14 protein-coding genes are annotated in these 15,146 nt (G+C 64.7%); 2 read left to right on the forward strand and 12 right to left on the reverse strand.

Annotated elements, in window-relative coordinates; genetic code table 11:
• Positions 1-193: 193 nt before the first annotated feature.
• Positions 194-805 (forward strand): NAD(P)H-dependent oxidoreductase, encoded by a 612-nt coding sequence (locus FQK05_RS03765; RefSeq protein ID WP_158964516.1) that lies wholly within the window; start codon positions 194-196, stop codon positions 803-805.
• 10 nt (positions 806-815) lie between these two features.
• Here the strand turns inward: FQK05_RS03765 and FQK05_RS03770 are convergent, their stop codons facing one another.
• The 12 genes from FQK05_RS03770 to FQK05_RS03825 form a co-directional block, all read right to left on the reverse strand.
• A complete protein-coding gene (locus FQK05_RS03770) occupies positions 816-1,562 on the reverse strand; it encodes a DNA-binding transcriptional regulator (protein ID WP_158964517.1) in 747 nt (248 codons plus the stop codon).
• A 262-nt stretch (positions 1,563-1,824) separates the two neighbouring features.
• Positions 1,825-2,166: a zinc ribbon domain-containing protein YjdM gene (locus tag FQK05_RS03775; RefSeq protein ID WP_158964518.1), complete on the reverse strand. Its 342-nt coding sequence runs from the start codon at positions 2,164-2,166 to the stop codon at positions 1,825-1,827.
• A gap of 495 nt (positions 2,167-2,661) precedes the next feature.
• Positions 2,662-3,744 (reverse strand): sensor histidine kinase, encoded by a 1,083-nt coding sequence (locus tag FQK05_RS03780; protein WP_158964519.1) that lies wholly within the window; start codon positions 3,742-3,744, stop codon positions 2,662-2,664.
• Positions 3,741-4,226, reverse strand: a complete 486-nt coding sequence (locus FQK05_RS03785) for a response regulator (protein WP_233270346.1) — start codon at positions 4,224-4,226, stop codon at positions 3,741-3,743. Before FQK05_RS03785 ends, FQK05_RS03780 begins: the two co-directional genes overlap by 4 nt.
• A complete protein-coding gene (locus tag FQK05_RS03790) occupies positions 4,223-6,505 on the reverse strand; it encodes a sensor histidine kinase (RefSeq protein ID WP_158964520.1) in 2,283 nt (760 codons plus the stop codon). Before FQK05_RS03790 ends, FQK05_RS03785 begins: the two co-directional genes overlap by 4 nt.
• A gap of 39 nt (positions 6,506-6,544) precedes the next feature.
• Positions 6,545-7,258, reverse strand: a complete 714-nt coding sequence (locus tag FQK05_RS03795) for a response regulator (protein WP_158964521.1) — start codon at positions 7,256-7,258, stop codon at positions 6,545-6,547.
• A 206-nt stretch (positions 7,259-7,464) separates the two neighbouring features.
• The gene (locus FQK05_RS03800; RefSeq protein WP_158964522.1) at positions 7,465-7,692 is read right to left on the reverse strand and encodes a hypothetical protein; all 228 of its coding nucleotides are present in this window, start codon (positions 7,690-7,692) and stop codon (positions 7,465-7,467) included.
• A complete protein-coding gene (locus FQK05_RS03805; RefSeq protein WP_158964523.1) occupies positions 7,653-8,498 on the reverse strand; it encodes a hypothetical protein in 846 nt (281 codons plus the stop codon). The genes FQK05_RS03800 and FQK05_RS03805 overlap by 40 nt, the downstream gene beginning before the upstream one ends.
• A gap of 385 nt (positions 8,499-8,883) precedes the next feature.
• The gene (locus FQK05_RS03810; protein ID WP_158964524.1) at positions 8,884-10,089 is read right to left on the reverse strand and encodes a peptidoglycan-binding domain-containing protein; all 1,206 of its coding nucleotides are present in this window, start codon (positions 10,087-10,089) and stop codon (positions 8,884-8,886) included.
• Between the two features lie 195 nt (positions 10,090-10,284).
• Complete coding sequence (locus FQK05_RS03815) at positions 10,285-11,493, reverse strand: diguanylate cyclase domain-containing protein (protein ID WP_325063850.1); 1,209 nt, start codon at positions 11,491-11,493, stop codon at positions 10,285-10,287.
• Positions 11,490-12,077: a heme NO-binding domain-containing protein gene (locus tag FQK05_RS03820; RefSeq protein WP_158964525.1), complete on the reverse strand. Its 588-nt coding sequence runs from the start codon at positions 12,075-12,077 to the stop codon at positions 11,490-11,492. Before FQK05_RS03820 ends, FQK05_RS03815 begins: the two co-directional genes overlap by 4 nt.
• A 126-nt stretch (positions 12,078-12,203) precedes the next feature.
• The gene (locus FQK05_RS03825; RefSeq protein WP_158964526.1) at positions 12,204-14,006 is read right to left on the reverse strand and encodes an amidohydrolase; all 1,803 of its coding nucleotides are present in this window, start codon (positions 14,004-14,006) and stop codon (positions 12,204-12,206) included.
• A gap of 361 nt (positions 14,007-14,367) precedes the next feature.
• Here FQK05_RS03825 and FQK05_RS03830 point away from each other — a divergent pair, with 361 nt between their 5' ends.
• Positions 14,368-15,063, forward strand: a complete 696-nt coding sequence (locus FQK05_RS03830; RefSeq protein ID WP_158964527.1) for a DJ-1/PfpI family protein — start codon at positions 14,368-14,370, stop codon at positions 15,061-15,063.
• The last annotated feature ends 83 nt before the right edge of the window (positions 15,064-15,146 follow it).

Here is a 15,146-nt window from a genome sequence, read left to right on the forward strand (position 1 = left end):
ATCTGTGCCAGCCGGATTCTGAACTCGGGTCTGTCACGGTGATTTCATGCTTTCCCCAAGCGGGCAGCAGAAACTTCATTCAATTTCACATCGTGAAATTCAGGCGCGTGCCGCTTGAGCGCCGAAGCACCTGCAAGCTACCGTCCGGCCCATCTTGCCTCGCCCGGCAGACCAGGCTCAAAAGGTTGAAATAATGGGAAAATCTCTTGTCATCATCGCGCATCCCGCGCTCTCGAAAAGCCGGATAAACGCCGCTTGGGCAGACAGCCTGCGCAACGAACCCCGGGTCACCCTGCACGACATCCATGCCTGCGCCCGCGATGGCAGCTTCGACATTGCTGCCGAACAAAAGCTGGTCGAGGCGCATGACAGGATCGTCTTTCAGTTTCCCCTGTACTGGTATTCCTGCCCGCCCTTGCTTTCGACCTGGCTGATGGAGGTCTGGCAGCGGGGCTGGGCGTATGGTCCGGGAGGCCGCGCGCTCAGGCTCAAGACATTCGGCATCGCCATTTCCACCGGATCGAACGGGGATGATTATCGGCCGGACGGGCGTTACCACCACAACCTAGAAGAGATCACGACACCGTTCGAGCTGCTGGCACGTCACACCGGCATGCACTACCTGCCGCTCTTCTCGCTGACCGGCGTGCGCGAAGTGACGGACGCGGCGCTCGCACGTTCGGCAGCCGCATATCGCGCCCATGTCCTGTCCGCTGACCCCGCGATCATCGCATCGGGCGCGGATGACAATCGCGCGCGCACCGTCTATCCCGGGGACCCGGGCGCCCATATCGCGTCCGGCTGATCCCGAACGCTCAGCTACAGGCCTGGATCGCCTCGCGCAGGCCGTCCTTCAGCGCCGCGACATCCACCCTCGCTTTGGCGAAATACGTCACGCCGAACGTGCCGATGATCTTCGCTCCCATGTGAATCGGCAAAGCGATGGAGTGTGTTTCCGGCATGACGTTTCCGGTCCGCTCTCCGAAGCCGCTGGCACGCGTGTAAGACACGACCGAGGCGGCCCTGCGCTCGATCTCGGCCGCCTCTTCCCGCGTTTCGACCGATTGCTTGAGCAGACCGATAAGCTGCCGCCGCTCGGCTTGGGGACAGTACGAAAGATAGGCCCTGCCATGGGCGTATTCCAACAGGGTCATCCGCTGATTGATCGTCGAATGGTAATGCGAAAGCGGACTGATCGGGATGGTGCTGAACCGGATCACCGGCGCATCGACATCAAGGGTTGCAATCGCGGTCGGCCACAGATGTTTTTTTGTATAGTTCTCGGCGGCAGCTTTTGCCTTCTCGAAGATCATCGGCAAACCGTGATGCCCGGCCCCGAGGGTGACAATCTTCTCGGTCACGCAATACCCGGCCTGCCGGTCGATCTTTCGCACATATCCCGAGGCGACAAGCGTCTCGAGCAACCGAACGACGGTCGGCGCCGGGATTTGCGTTTCCTCGGAAAGCGACCGAACCTTGACCACGGCACGCCGGTTCAGCGCTTCAAGGATCCGAAGCGCCTTTTCGACCGAGCGCACCGGCTGGAAAGACTCTTTCGCCATTTCAGTCCCTTTTCGCGCACCTCACCATGCGGCCCCGGCGCCGCGCCCGTTTCGCCGGGCGCATCGACGCTTCGTCTCGACGTGTGCCGTTGGCCTGTTCATTGGCCCTGCCCCCCCGCGTCACGAATGGAGCCATGGTCTTTGGGGCGCCGCAGGCCTGTGCAGAAACGCATATATGCGCGCCGGCCCATGTCAACGGCCGCGCTTGGGTGCGCGCCGCCTTAGAGACCCTGTCCGTCAGGATGACAGGCCGAAGGCGTGGTCAGTCCGCGACTTTCTTCACGAACTGGGATTTCAGGCTCATCTGTCCGATGCCCGGCACCTTGCAGTCGATGTCGTGATCGCCGTCGACAAGCCGGATGCCGCGCACCTTGGTTCCGACCTTGATGACAGAGGACGATCCCTTGACCTTGAGATCCTTGATCACCGTCACCGTATCGCCGTCCTTCAGGACGTTGCCAACGCTGTCGCGGACCACGGCGCCGTCGTCGTCCGCGGGCGCCGCTTGCCATTCGTGGCCGCACTCGGGGCAGACCAACAGGGCGTCAAGCTCGTAGGTAAAGGTCGAACCGCATTCGGGGCACGGAGGCAGGGCTGTCGTCATGGTCGTTCCTTCCGGTACCCGCAGGCAATTGTCATGGTATTGCGTTGCCCTCCTACCCTTCGGCGCGCGCGGCGCCAAGTCCCGAGAAGGCCGCAGACCATGGATGCGCCCCCAGGCCACGGCACGAGGCGACCGCATGCCACGAGCACGCATGGCAGGTTCGTCCCTGGACAGCGGGCTTTCGGCCCTCCGCCTTCCAGTGCGACGACGGCCGTTCCGTCGTGCGGCCGTCGATCAACGACTAGTTAACGCTCGCACCCCGCGCTTCGCGGCGGCGCTCCCTTCTGGAACATGTTTGCAGGGGTCGCGATTGCCCTGAACCAGGGCCCAAGCAGTCCAGTCGCTTCGTTTGGCCCAAGCAGGACAGAAGAAGACACGAGGTCGGCCAGCTTTCCGACGGAAAGACCGGCCGGTCTTGGGTCGCGCACCGAAATCCTGACGGCCCGGGATGGCAGCCGCGGAAGAGGCCCCCGGACGCCGTCCGCCAGGGCCGGTTCAGGCCGTCCGTTTCAGCGCCTTCAGTCCGTCCGGAAGGGTCACATGGATGCGGCTGCCGTCCTGGAAATCCGGGTCGCACCAGATCTGGCCGGAATGGCGTTTCACGATCTTCGCACAGGTCGCCAGGCCAAGCCCCGTCCCCGGGACCGAGGCCGAAACCGGCAGGCGCTTGAACGGTTCGAATATGGTCTCGCGATAGCGCGGCGGGATGCCGATGCCGTTGTCCGTCACCCGGAAATGGATGTCCTGCCCTTCCTTTTCCCAGTCTAGCCTGATCCGGGGCGCCTTGTTGCCGGCATATTTGATCGAATTTCCGAAAAGGTTCTGGAACAACTGGATGACCTGCGGCACGTTGCACAGAAGCTGGAGCGTGGCGCCCGCCAGCACGATTTCGGCACCAGTCGCCTCGATCTCGCTCAGCAGGGCCATTTCCGCGCTCTTGGCGACATAATCCGTGGTCGTCACGTCCGGGACCGCGTCGCGGTCCAGCCGGACATGGCTGGCCAGGCTGTCCACAAGATCGCGCATCCGCCGGTTGGAACTGTGCAGCAGAGCCAGGTCTTCCCGCACATCCTCGGTTGGGGGGGGGCCCAGGTCCTCTTCCAGTTTGTCCAGCAGGAAGCCGATCGACCGGATCGGGGCCTTCAGGTCGTGCACCAGCACCTCCGAGAACACGGACAGTTCCGCGCGCTGATCTTCCAGCTTAGAGCGCAGTTGAGCCATCTTGAGGCCGTTGGCGATCACGCGCTGCAGCAAAGGACCGTCCAGCGCAGCCTTGCCGATATAGTCCACTGCCCCGCGCTGGATCGACAGCTTGGCCAGTTCCTCGCTTCCCTGACCGGTCAGAAGGCATACCGCCGTATGGGGCCAGCGACAGGCCAGTTCCTCGATCAACTCGATCCCGGCCTCGCCCGGAAGGCAATTGTCCAGGAAGATGAAGTCGAAGGCTTCCTCCGCGCAGGCCAGGGCCTCGCGGCCGCTCTTGGCCTCGGTCGGGGCGACCGTCCAGGGCAGCGCGGTCAACAGGCGGCGCAAGGTCTTTCTGTCGCCGACATCGTCGTCGATGATCAAGATCTTCATCCTGTGCGCACCCCGTTCGGTGCCACCGCCTGCACGGCAGGAATGACCACCACCTTCCAGAACTGGTTCAGCGTGCCGACCAGTTCCAGGAAATCGAAGCCCGCATTCCGTTTCAGGATGTACCCCGCCACATTGGCGTCATAGGCCGCAATGATGTCGCGTTCGTCGTCGGATGTGGTCAGGACGACGACCAGCGCGCGCCGCAGCTGAGGATCGGCACGCAGTTCGGTCAGGAGCTCGATCCCGTTCATTCGGGGCATGTTGACGTCCAGCAGGATCACGAAGTGCTCGGGCGGCGGGATGTCCAGTTCGCCGCGCAGGAAAGCCAGCCCCTCGACCCCGTCGCGCATGCGATGGATCGGATTTGCGATCCCCGACTTCCCGAAGGCGCGCCGGATGGCCTTGGCATCGCCGTCGTCGTCTTCGATCAGGATGATGTTCAGCGGGCCATTCATCAACGATATCTCTTCCGCGAGAGTCATGCAGCGTCTCTCCGTTGGGGTGCGCATTTGGGCCATGACAATCGGAATGCCGTGCCGCGCCTGCCGTCCGATGACAGCGAAATGGAGCCGCCTGAAACCTTCACCTGCTTCTGCACGATGGCGAGCCCCATGCCCGAGGTGTCGACCTCGTCCCGGGGGCGCAGGGTCTGGAAGATCTGGAAGACCTTGTCGTGGTAGCGGGGATCGATGCCGGGGCCGTTGTCCTCGACCGTGAAACGCCAGTTCGTGCCTGCGTCCTCAAGCAATAGGCGGACATGGCCGTCTGGCAGGTCGTGATGCTTGAAGCCGTTGCTGACCAGGTTAAGCAGAACGGTCAGCAATGGCATCCGCTGGAATTCGGCCCGATCGAACGGGCCCGCGGTTTCGAAGGACATGCCTTCGGGGACCCGCAGCAGTTCGGTCAGTTCCTCGACGAATGCGGTGCCGCCGATCAGGTTGGTCGCGTGCTCCGTCCGGCCGATCCGCGAATGTTCCAGCAGCGCATCCAGCAGCTTTTCCATCCGCGCCGACCGCGACTTCAGCAGATCCAGGCTTTCACGCGTGTCCTCCGTCAGGTGCTGCTCAAGATCCTCCTCCAGCCAGCGCGAGGCATTGTTGATCACCCGCAGCGGCGCCTTCAGATCGTGTGCCGCAACATAGGCGAACTGGTCCAGTTCGGCATTCGACCTCTCCAGCGCCTCGACCAGGGCCGCACGCTCGTCCTCGCGTATCTTGCGCTGTGTGATGTCGTTGACGATGCCGATCAGAATGGTTTCGCCATCGAATTCCGCCCGGCTGACCGAGACATCCAGGGGCACGGTCGAACCGTCCTTGCGCAGGCCGAAGATTTCCCGCCGGTCCGCCATGCGCCGGCCTTCTATGCCCAGCGCGGCGGTGGTCACATGCCGCTGGTGGATCCGGGCCTTGGCGGGATCCATCAGCAACGTCACCGGCCTGTTCAGCAATTCTTCCTTCGTGTAGCCGAAGATCCGGGCTGTTGCCCGGTTGACCGACCGGATCGTGCCGCCCGGATCGATGGTCAGGACCCCCTGCCCCGCATAGTCGATGATCCGGTCATAGCGGGCGGCCTGGCGGACCAGTTCCTGGCCCAGCGCAGCGAAACCGATGGCCAGTTGCCCGACCTCGTCCGTGCGGCCCCCGTCGACCTTGTATCTGCGCAAGGCATCGGGTCCTTCACCGACCGCCTGGCCCAGGAGGCGCAAGGGCGCCGTCACCTTGTCGCAGATTAGCGTCGTCGCGATCAGCGCCAGCAGCGACAACAGGACCGAGACAGCCAGCCCGATTCCCAGCATCCGGTTGACCGGTGCGATGATCGCCTCGCGGGACTCAAGCGGGATCACGACCATCCCCAGATCAAGGCTGCCCGTCAGGTCGGTCACGGGCTTCGGATAGGCCAGGTCGCCCCCCTGCCGGATCGGCCGGCCGAAATTGGACGGATCCGCGGCGATCCCTGCCAGACGATTGGGACGCCAGCCTTCATCCTTGAAGAACTTGAACCCGGTCTGCCCGCCCGCCCCCATGAACTCGAAGAAATTGCCGAAACGGTCGATGATCACGGTTTGCCGGGTCTCAAGGTTCAGCGCGCTGGAGATGAAGCTTTCGTAGGGGGCGTTCAGGATGATTGCACCGAACAAGGTGCCGCTCCCGTCGCGGACCGGGTGGACCATCCGGATCGTCGGGGGTCCGTCGCGCCGGCCATGTTCGCGGTTGTAGGTGATGCTGGAAAAATAGCTGTCGGACGCGCTTTCGATACCGGCAAGATAGGCTTCGCCCCCTTTTTGCTGCAGCTCCGCCTGCGGGATCTTGAAAATTCCGTCGTCGCGGCGGTCGACGCGCACCAGTTCTCGCCAGTTGTCGGCCTTTCCGATGAAGCGGGCCTGGCTGTACTCCGGGTTCACCAGCAGCATGTTCAGAAAGACCTCGGCCAGGAGGTCTTCCCATGCTTCAAGGTCGGTGCCGTCCACCGGATCGCGCCGGTCGGGCGCGGACGCGGCACGCATGATGCCCTGCACCGGCGAGAACTGCGCCAGCTCTGCCGCTTCGTTCCGCATGCCCAGCAGCGCATCCGACAGCTGGTCCGCCGTCAGCGCCGCCCGCAGTTCAAGCTGCGCAGCCGCCGCCTGCAGCGCATCGCGGCGCACCTCGATCGCGAACAGAGCGGTGAAGGTCAGCGATACCACGAAGACGACGCCCAGGGCCACCAGGCCCAGCCGATGCGACAGGCTTCCCCAGCCAAGGGCGCCGGCGGGTTCGGTCATGCCCCGCAGTTGCGAAAAGGGACTGCCAGCCACCATCGATCAGTGAACGCCGTTGACCAGTTTCACGGTCCCGGTTTCGGCTTTCCGGCTTTCCTCGACCACGGCGGTCAGGCTGTCCATCAGCGTGACGATGTCCTTACAGCCCTGTTCCAGAAGGATCGCATGTTCGCCCAGCCGGTTCCCGTCGTCGCCCATGCGGTGGAATTCGTTCAGGCGGACCAGGGTCGCAGAGATTATTTCCCGCATTTCCGGCCCGCAGGAGCGATTGAAGAGGTTGATCGCCCGCTGCATTTTCCGCCGGAAGTCGCGGGCATCGGCCATGGCGGTATAGAACATGCGCCGTTCGAACGAGGTGATGATGGACTTGCGCAGGCTGTCGATCGACAGCTCTTCCTTCACCAGGTAGTCGGCGCAGCCCCGGCGCATCGCCTCGACCGCAACGGAATGGTCGGTGACGCTGGTCAGCATGATCGGGACGACGTCGATCTGTTCCTTCTGCGACAGCACCACCTTCAGCGCGTCCAGCCCGGTTTCCATACCCAGGTGATAATCGAGGAAGGCAAAGTCGTAAGGCTCTTCCAGCAGGTCCCGCATTTCGTCAATGGTGCTGGCTTCGCTGATTTCCAGGCTGAAGCCGGTCTGGCTGCAGATCTTCTTCAACCGCATCCGGTCGACCGGGTCATCGTCCAGGATCAGGGCCTTGAGCAGAACGGGATTGATCGCAAAGGCCGTGGAGGCAGGCGTGCTTGTCATCGTTTCGGTCCAGTTTCAGCGCTTGGCCCGGGGCATTCCCCGGACAGGATTGGGGAAACCTTGGCGAAACGGGCTGAACGTGGCGTTAAGACGGAGGGCAGAAATGCGTCAATTCGAAGGCATCGGCGGCCCGCATCAACCGGTAACCGAAAAGGCGCACCCGGCCTCTCCGGCCTGATGCGCCAAGGCAGGCCAGGAAACGCCGCTTACAGCCACATGTTGGCGGCGCTGAAGGGCGCCACGAAAGGCAAAGACCCGGCCTTCACCAGGTCGGCCCAGCGCGCCGATTCCATCGCATCCCAGACGGCAAAGGCCTGGGTGACCGTGTTGCAGGCCAGCCTGCGCCCCATGCGCAGCGGCACCAGAACGGTATAGCGCGACGGCTTGATCGCGGTCAGGGCCGTTTCGGCATGGGGGAAGGCGCCATCAGGCATGGGCCACCCTTCGCTTCGGCGCATGGGCCTGCGCGACCCGCCGCACGGTCCGAAGGCGCAGATACTCCGCCCGCGGCGCCCCCATCACCCGCCACAGCACCGCCGACAGGATCACCGTGCCAGAAAAACAAAGACCGGCCAGGGGCCAGGAAAGACTGGCCGTCCACCCCGGCAGCCCGGCAAGAAGACCCAAAGTGGTCCCCTGCACGATCACCGTCGCAAAAAAGGTGCACGCCGGAGAGGCGCAGGGTCATCAGCCACAGGCCCAGCCCCGCCGCCATCAGCGCAGCCGGGCCACCCGCCGGAAGAGAAAAGGCAAAGACCGACAGCGTTGACAACAGCAGCGCCGGTCCGCCCCGCCCCTCGCAGGCCTTGAGTGCCGCCTCGCGGAAAAAGAGACCCAGAACCAGGGCCTGGGCGAAGAAGGAAAGATAGAGCGGACCCGCCATCGGAACCGGAATTGGCAACGAGATGTCCTTGGCAGAGGAGCCAGAAAAGCCAACTATGTCGGAATTCCCGATGAAGTTAAGAACGCCGACCGCCATGATCGGAACCAACCAGATCGCGGGGCCCAGAACCAGACCAAGCGCCGAGCGTTTTGCAGTCCAGCCGCAATCCATCCGGGAATAATGCCCAGCGCGCGGGTGGCGAAACAGGGACACGACGTCGCCGCGCAGAATAACCAATGATCCCAGAAGGGTGGCGCCATGGACAACGAAAGCTTCATCGGACCCAGGACCGAAAACGGCATGGCGGAGCGTTTCTCCGACACAGAGTATAACTGCCACAATTGCAGCATACACCAAGTGCATTTCGCTTGCACCCAACTTGGGTGCGCGGCGTTCAGGACCCAAATGCCCTGTGCGTGGCGCAGGTGAAAGCTGGGCCGGAAACTGGCCATCTATTCATGAATCGTAGACGCCCTTATTTTTTCGCGCTACACGAATCAAGCCCGATCAACCTGTCAAGTGCGGCATCCCCAGTTCCGAATTGTCCTTGCCGATATTGGCCCGGAACGGTTTTTGACCCCGCTTCAAGCCGTTGCGCCAAGAAATCCCGCAATGATTGCAAAAACTCCCAGAAGTTCGCGCCAGTATTTTCTCGGGCCAAACCGGGGCGCATTGCAGCCATCACATGCAAAACGGACCGATCACTGACCGGTCCGTTGTGCCTTCACGACTGACTGAGGCGTCAGTTGTAGCGTGCCACATCGCTGGCCAGCGCGGCCATCCGGTCCCGTGTCTGGCCCAGCACCGGCGCGCCTTCGGCGGTCACGGCATTGGCAACGGCCTCGTTCAGCCAGGCCTCGGCCGCCTTCGGATCTGCGCGGTCCACACCTTTGCCGTCCCGCAGCAGATGGCCGATGACCTCGGAATAGCCTGTGGCTCCGGCACCGACCAGCATCAGGGCAGATCCCATGGCCACCGACGGCATGTCCTCGCGATAGCCGACGCCCAGGCAAACCTGGCCGGTATCGACGGCCTGTTCCGCCGGCAGACCCGACCGGGCCAGGAAGTCCGACACCTGGGTGATCACGGCACTGGGCCGTTCGTCATGCAGGCCGTTCGAATAGGGCGCCATCGCCTGGGCCAGACCTTCGCAATGCGCCTTGATCTGGTCGGGGGTCATGTTGGTGACCCCGGCTTCCAGCGACGAGCCATCGGCAACGGCATGGGCCCGGGCGACACAGGCCTGCCAGTCCAGGCCGCCGCTGGCGGGGTTACCGCACGAGTCGGTCCGCACCACCGGCAACGGCGCCAGGGTGACGGCGTCCGCTACGGCCACGGCGGTCCGGTCGGGCACCGGCGGCGGCGTCACGCTGGTCGCCGGCGCAAGCGAGGCGGTACCCTCGGCCTCAGCCTTGAACAGACGCAGAAGGCCGGCGGGACCCTGTTGCGCCATCACGTTGTCATAGCGGGGCACGCCCGCACTTGCCCGGGCGCGCTGATAGCCCGACAGCAGGAACTGCGTCTCCTCCTTCGACAGGGTGCCGTCGGCTGCATCACCCATGTCGGCCTGATAGCGCGACGCGGCCGATCGGCTTTGCGCCCCCATCACGCCATCGACGCTGCCGGCGTCATAGCCGAAGAAGTTCAGCGCCGTCTGGACCTGCCGGTTCTGTTCCCGCTGTGCGGAAGAGATGGCGGGTGCCGACCGGCGCGGTGCGGGGCTGGTGGTGCGGGCCTGTTGCTGGGCGGCGGCGACGCCGGTCTGGTAGGCTGCGTTTTCCTGCTGGATCCGCTTGGCGCGGTTCTGCTTCACCACTTCATTGATCAGCAGGCCGCCGACCACCAGGCCACCGACAACGGCTGCGGTATTGTCTGCACGGGCCCGGGGTGCCGGGGCCGTCAGGGCGATTGCGGCCGCAGCCGCAATGACAAAGGAACTTGCGCGCATGGCTTCGACGCTCCCGTTCAGTTGGGTTCCCAGACCGCCGGGCTGGCGGCCGGTCTGACAGGAATAACGCCCCCGGCCGGCAATTGTTCATCCGAAGGTTCCCGCCGACAGGGGTCACCGGCGGAAAGACGCGCGCCTAACGGGGGCGAATGCGCGGAAAGACGCCCGAACCGTTGACGGACCCTGCACGGGGCATCAGGCCTTCAGCGACCGGCCCAATGGCGCCACGGTGCTGGCCAGGGCCACCGGGCTGCCGCGCGCCTGACGGGGGTCGCCCGGGACCAACAGGTCCGGGCTGTCAAAAGGCCCCATCCCCCCGGGCACCACGAAATCCTCGGTGAAGAAGCGGTGGCAGGCCCGGCCGCTGCGCTTGGCCTTGTAGAGCGCGAGATCGGCCAGGTGCAGCATGCACGAACCGGCCTCGCCGTCGGTGCACGGCCGCGCCCCGTGATCCCCGTCCCTGTCGGCACGGCCGGCCCCCGCCATCCGTCCGACGCGTCGCTGTCGCAACCCGTCGTCAATCAGGCCCCGGACCTCGGACGAAATCGCTATGCCGATACTCGCCGAAACCCGGCACGCGTGCCCTTCGAACGGGATGGGTTGTTCCAGCCGGGCGATAAGCCGGCGGGCAATCGCCTCCAACCGGGCGCGGTCGGACAGGTTGTCGAAGACCACGACGAATTCGTCGCCACCGATCCGGGCCACGGTATCGCCCTGGCGCGTTTCCTCGACCATGATGCGGGCGGCCTGTTGCAGGACATGATCGCCCGCGGCATGGCCCAGCGAGTCGTTCACCGCCTTGAAGTAGTCCAGATCCAGATGCATCAGCGAGAACGCGGCGCCCGCTTCCTCGAGCCGGGTCAGGACGTGGTTCATAGCCCGGCGGTTCTTCAACCCGGTCAGCGTGTCGGTGAAGGCCTGTTCCTCGGCCGCGATCTTGGCCCCCTGCAGCCGCAGGTTCAGCTTGCGCGACGCTTCCATCGCAGCGGATTTCGCCTCCACCAGGTACAGCAGTTCGATGGCCAGGTCGGTCGGCGCGAAATCGGTACTGGTCAGCGAAAAGTCCCGCACCGCGTCCAGGACCGAGATCCCGAAGGACAGGTTGATCACGGCGCCGCCGTCCGGCAATGGCACCAGCACGCCTTTCAGTGTCGTGGCCGGCGGCATCCGCAATTGCAGGCGCAACTGGGCGGCGGGAAAGGCCATCAGGTCGTCCATAGACACGGCCGACCGGGGGCGCAGCACGCAAAACAGGTCCAGCATACGCTGGCCTGCCAGCGGACTTTCGGGGCACAGTTTCTGCAGGGTCGGCCCTGCATCCAAGATGTGCCCGCTGTCGTCCACGATCAGCGACATGGGGCAGAGCCGTGTCAGGATCCGTGCCAGGTCCGTCGGTTCGGTCATGCGGTGCGCGCCCCCAGGTCGAAACTGCGCCCTGCGGCAAAGGCGCTGTTCACCAGGGTGATCGCGATCTGTTCCTGCCGGCCGTTGCTGCCGACATATTGCAGCGTGACCAGCGCGCCGTAATCGTCGGCCATCGCCCGCAGCACCCCGATCAGGACACGGCCGAAACCGGGAAGGCCCACGCCACAGCTCAGGCAATAGCAGCCGGCCGCGAATTCCCGCAGGTCCAGCGGCGGGATCTTCAGATCGGAAATCGCCAGGCGCGCGCGGTCCGGCAAATCGTCCAGCGAATGGAGGAAATCGACATAGGTTTCCCCGCTGAAGCGCAAGAGCCGGCGCAGACGCTGCATTTCCGGATGGGAGACGAGGAAGGTCCCGATATCTTCCAGGATATCGTCCAGCGGGCGGTCGAGTTCCTGTCGCAGCACCTCCAGCACCTGCCCAAGGATCGCGTCGTCATAGGTCAGCATGCCCTCGAACTCGACGAAGTCGAGGCCGGTCGCGCGCATCACCCTTTGCCAGCGGTCACGCCCGTAGGTCAGGCAGACGAAGGACTGGACCGCCCTGTTGATCAGCCCGTGCACGCAGGTTCTCCCGTTTCCGGCCGAAGTCTCGATACCCTCGTGCCCATGTGGGGCATGGCGGGTTAAGAAACGGCCAACAGATAAAATTGGCCGTGCTTTCGGGGCCGGAAACGAGTTCTGCCGCGGTCAGTGGTCGTTATGATCGCCTTCCATCATGTGAAGGATCTTCTCCCCCATCTCCGGCGACAGACGCTGGAAGGGCAGGCCCGGATCTGTCGTGTCGGTGGGATCGGCCATGAAGACGATCTCGTTCCCCTTGATCGTGGCCAGGACGTCGACATCGGCCAGCGTCTCGGGATCGATGGCGGTCGGATCATCCGAAAGGACCACGAAATCGGCCACCTTGCCGGGCTCGATGGACCCCTTTCTGTCTTCCTCGTGGTGCTGCCAGGCCGGCCAAATCGTCATCGCCTTCAGCGCGGTCGGCACGTCGACCCGCTGATCCGGGCCCAGGATGTCGCCAGACCGCGACCGGCGGGTGACCGTGGCGGACAGAACCCGCATGCTGTCCGGGAAAGCCACCGGCGCATCGTGGTGGGTGCCGAAGATCATGTCGCGTTCCCGCACCCAGCCGGTGGGCGAGATATTGTCGGCATTGACCGGCCCGACCGTGTGATCGCGGTGCCAGTCGCCCCAGTAGAAGGTGTGCATCGGAAACAGCGACGGGAACACGCCCAGCGCCTTCATCGTGTCGACCTGGTCTTCGCGCAGGAACTGGCCGTGGATCAGCACGGGGCGCGTGTCGGCCGCGGTGCCGAACTTCGTCTCGGCCTCGGCGATGGCGCCCAGGAACATGTCGGATGCCCCTTCGCCATTGGAGTGGGTCAGGATCTGGATTCCGTTCTCGAACGCCCAGGACACCGCATCGCGCACCTGGTCCATGTCGGCCGCGGCATAGCCCTTGTAGGCCGGCGGATAATCCCCGACCGGATCGTAATAGGGCCGGTCGCGCAACGCGGTGAAGCCCTGGGGCGATCCGTCGATGGTCAGCTTCGCGCCCCCCACCCGGAAACGGCCGACATAGTCGGGCGACACCTCGTCCAGGATCTGCTGACGGTCGACGAGCACGTCCGGATAGGCCACGACGTCGACGGGCAGCCCGCCTTCGGCGGCGACCTGTTTCAGGATGTTGACCACGCCGGGCGTCGCCCGACCTTCCTGGGCGGTGGTATAGCCAAACCGCGCCCAAAGCTGCGACCCGGCGCTGACGAAGGTCTTGTAGGCCTCGGGGTTCAGACCGCCCAGCAGCTTGCCCAGGGACAGGAAGAAGGCGTTTTCCTCCAGCACGCCATTGGGTTCGCCATCCTCGCCCTTGACGATGACACCGCCCGCGGGCGCCTCGGTTTCGGCGGTGATGCCCACCACCTTCAGCGCCGCAGAGTTCAGGACGCCGAAATGGCCCGACTGGTGGACGATGACGATCGGCACTTCGGTCGAAACCGCATCCAGGTCGGCCCGGGTCGGCACCCGACCTTCTTCCAGCTGCGACTGGTCATAGCCGAAGCCCACGGCCAGGTTGACGGCCTTCACCGTCGCGGCATTGGCCGCCATCCAGTCGCGGAGCGTGTCCTGCAATGCGGGGATCGAGTGGACGGTGCCGTCGGGCGGTGCCAGCAGGTTGGCCGACAGCGCCTGCAGGCCGCCCATGACGACGTGGCCATGGCTGTCGACAAAGCCCGGGATCATGGTGCGTCCATTCAGGTCGAAGACGACGGTCCCCTGCCCCTTCAGCGCCTCCATTTCCTCCAGCGTGCCGACGGCCAGGATCAGACCGTCCTTGACGGCCACGGCCTCGGCCCGGGGCTGGGCATCGTTGACGGTCAGGATCGGGCCGCCGGAATAGATCGTGTCGGCCATCTCCTGCGCATGGGCGGGAAGGACGGCGGCAGCGCCCAGAAGCACGGCTATTGATCCGATCAGTCGTTGCATGGCGGGACTCCCTGTAGTGTTTCTTCCGTCGAGCATAGCAGCGACCGGGCACCGGCACATGATCATCTGCACCTCTTCCTGCAGGTGTTGCCAGGGGCCTGACCCCGACCCGCCCGACAGGCGGGCATCCGGTCGGCGTCCGGCCCCGGATGACGGGTGAAGGAACGGCGGGGCCGGCCGCCAGCCATGGGCACAGGCACGAGCACGAGCTCAGGCACAGGCACGGGCATCCGCCGGGACAGGTCGTGCGGGGCAGTGGACACGCGGGCCGGCCCGCTTTCCCGGCGCAAGGCCTGACCGCGCCCATTGCGGGCGGTCTGCACATCGCTAGAGTGCGGGCAACCAACCAGGGGGCTCATCGATGAAATTCGGTCTGTTGCTGTTTCCGAACCTCACGCAGCTTGATCTGACGGGCCCGCTCGAGGTGTTCAGCCGGATGAACGGCGTCGAAACCGCGCTGATCTGGAAGACACTGGATCCCGTTTCGTCGGACCGCGGGATGCGCATCCTTCCTACCCACACGTTCGAGGAAGCCGGCAAGCTGGATCTCGTCTGCGTACCGGGCGGGCCTGGCCAGATCGAGTTGATGTCGGATCAGGAAACGCTGGACTACCTGCGCGGCGTGGCCCGGGACTGCAAATGGGTCACCTCCGTCTGCACGGGATCGCTGGTCCTTGGCGCGGCGGGGCTTCTGGACGGCTACCGGGCGACGTCGCACTGGTCTTCCATCGACCAGCTTGCCCTGTTCGGGGCCGATCCCGTTTTCGAACGCGTGGTCCGGGACCGGAACCGGATCACCGGTGCCGGCGTCACGTCAGGTATCGACTTCGCGCTGAACATTGCCGCCGACCTCTTTGGCGATGACGCCGCCCGGGCGATCCAGCTGCAGATCGAATACGACCCCAAGCCGCCGTTCAAGGACGGCTCGCCCCGCAGCGCGGATCCCGGGCTGGTGGCCGAGATTCGTGGGGACATCGCCCCATTCATCGACAGGCGGCGGCGGGCCTCGGAAGCGGCGGCAAAAGTCTTACGGTCACGGGACACCCCCGCGTCCTGACGCACAGGCAAAAGGAAAAGGCCGGCCCGAAGGAACAGATCCGTCACGGGCCGAACCGATGGCGCAGGGTCAGCGAAACGATG

Source organism: Chachezhania sediminis, assembly GCF_009765275.1.
Lineage (GTDB): Bacteria > Pseudomonadota > Alphaproteobacteria > Rhodobacterales > Rhodobacteraceae > Chachezhania > Chachezhania sediminis.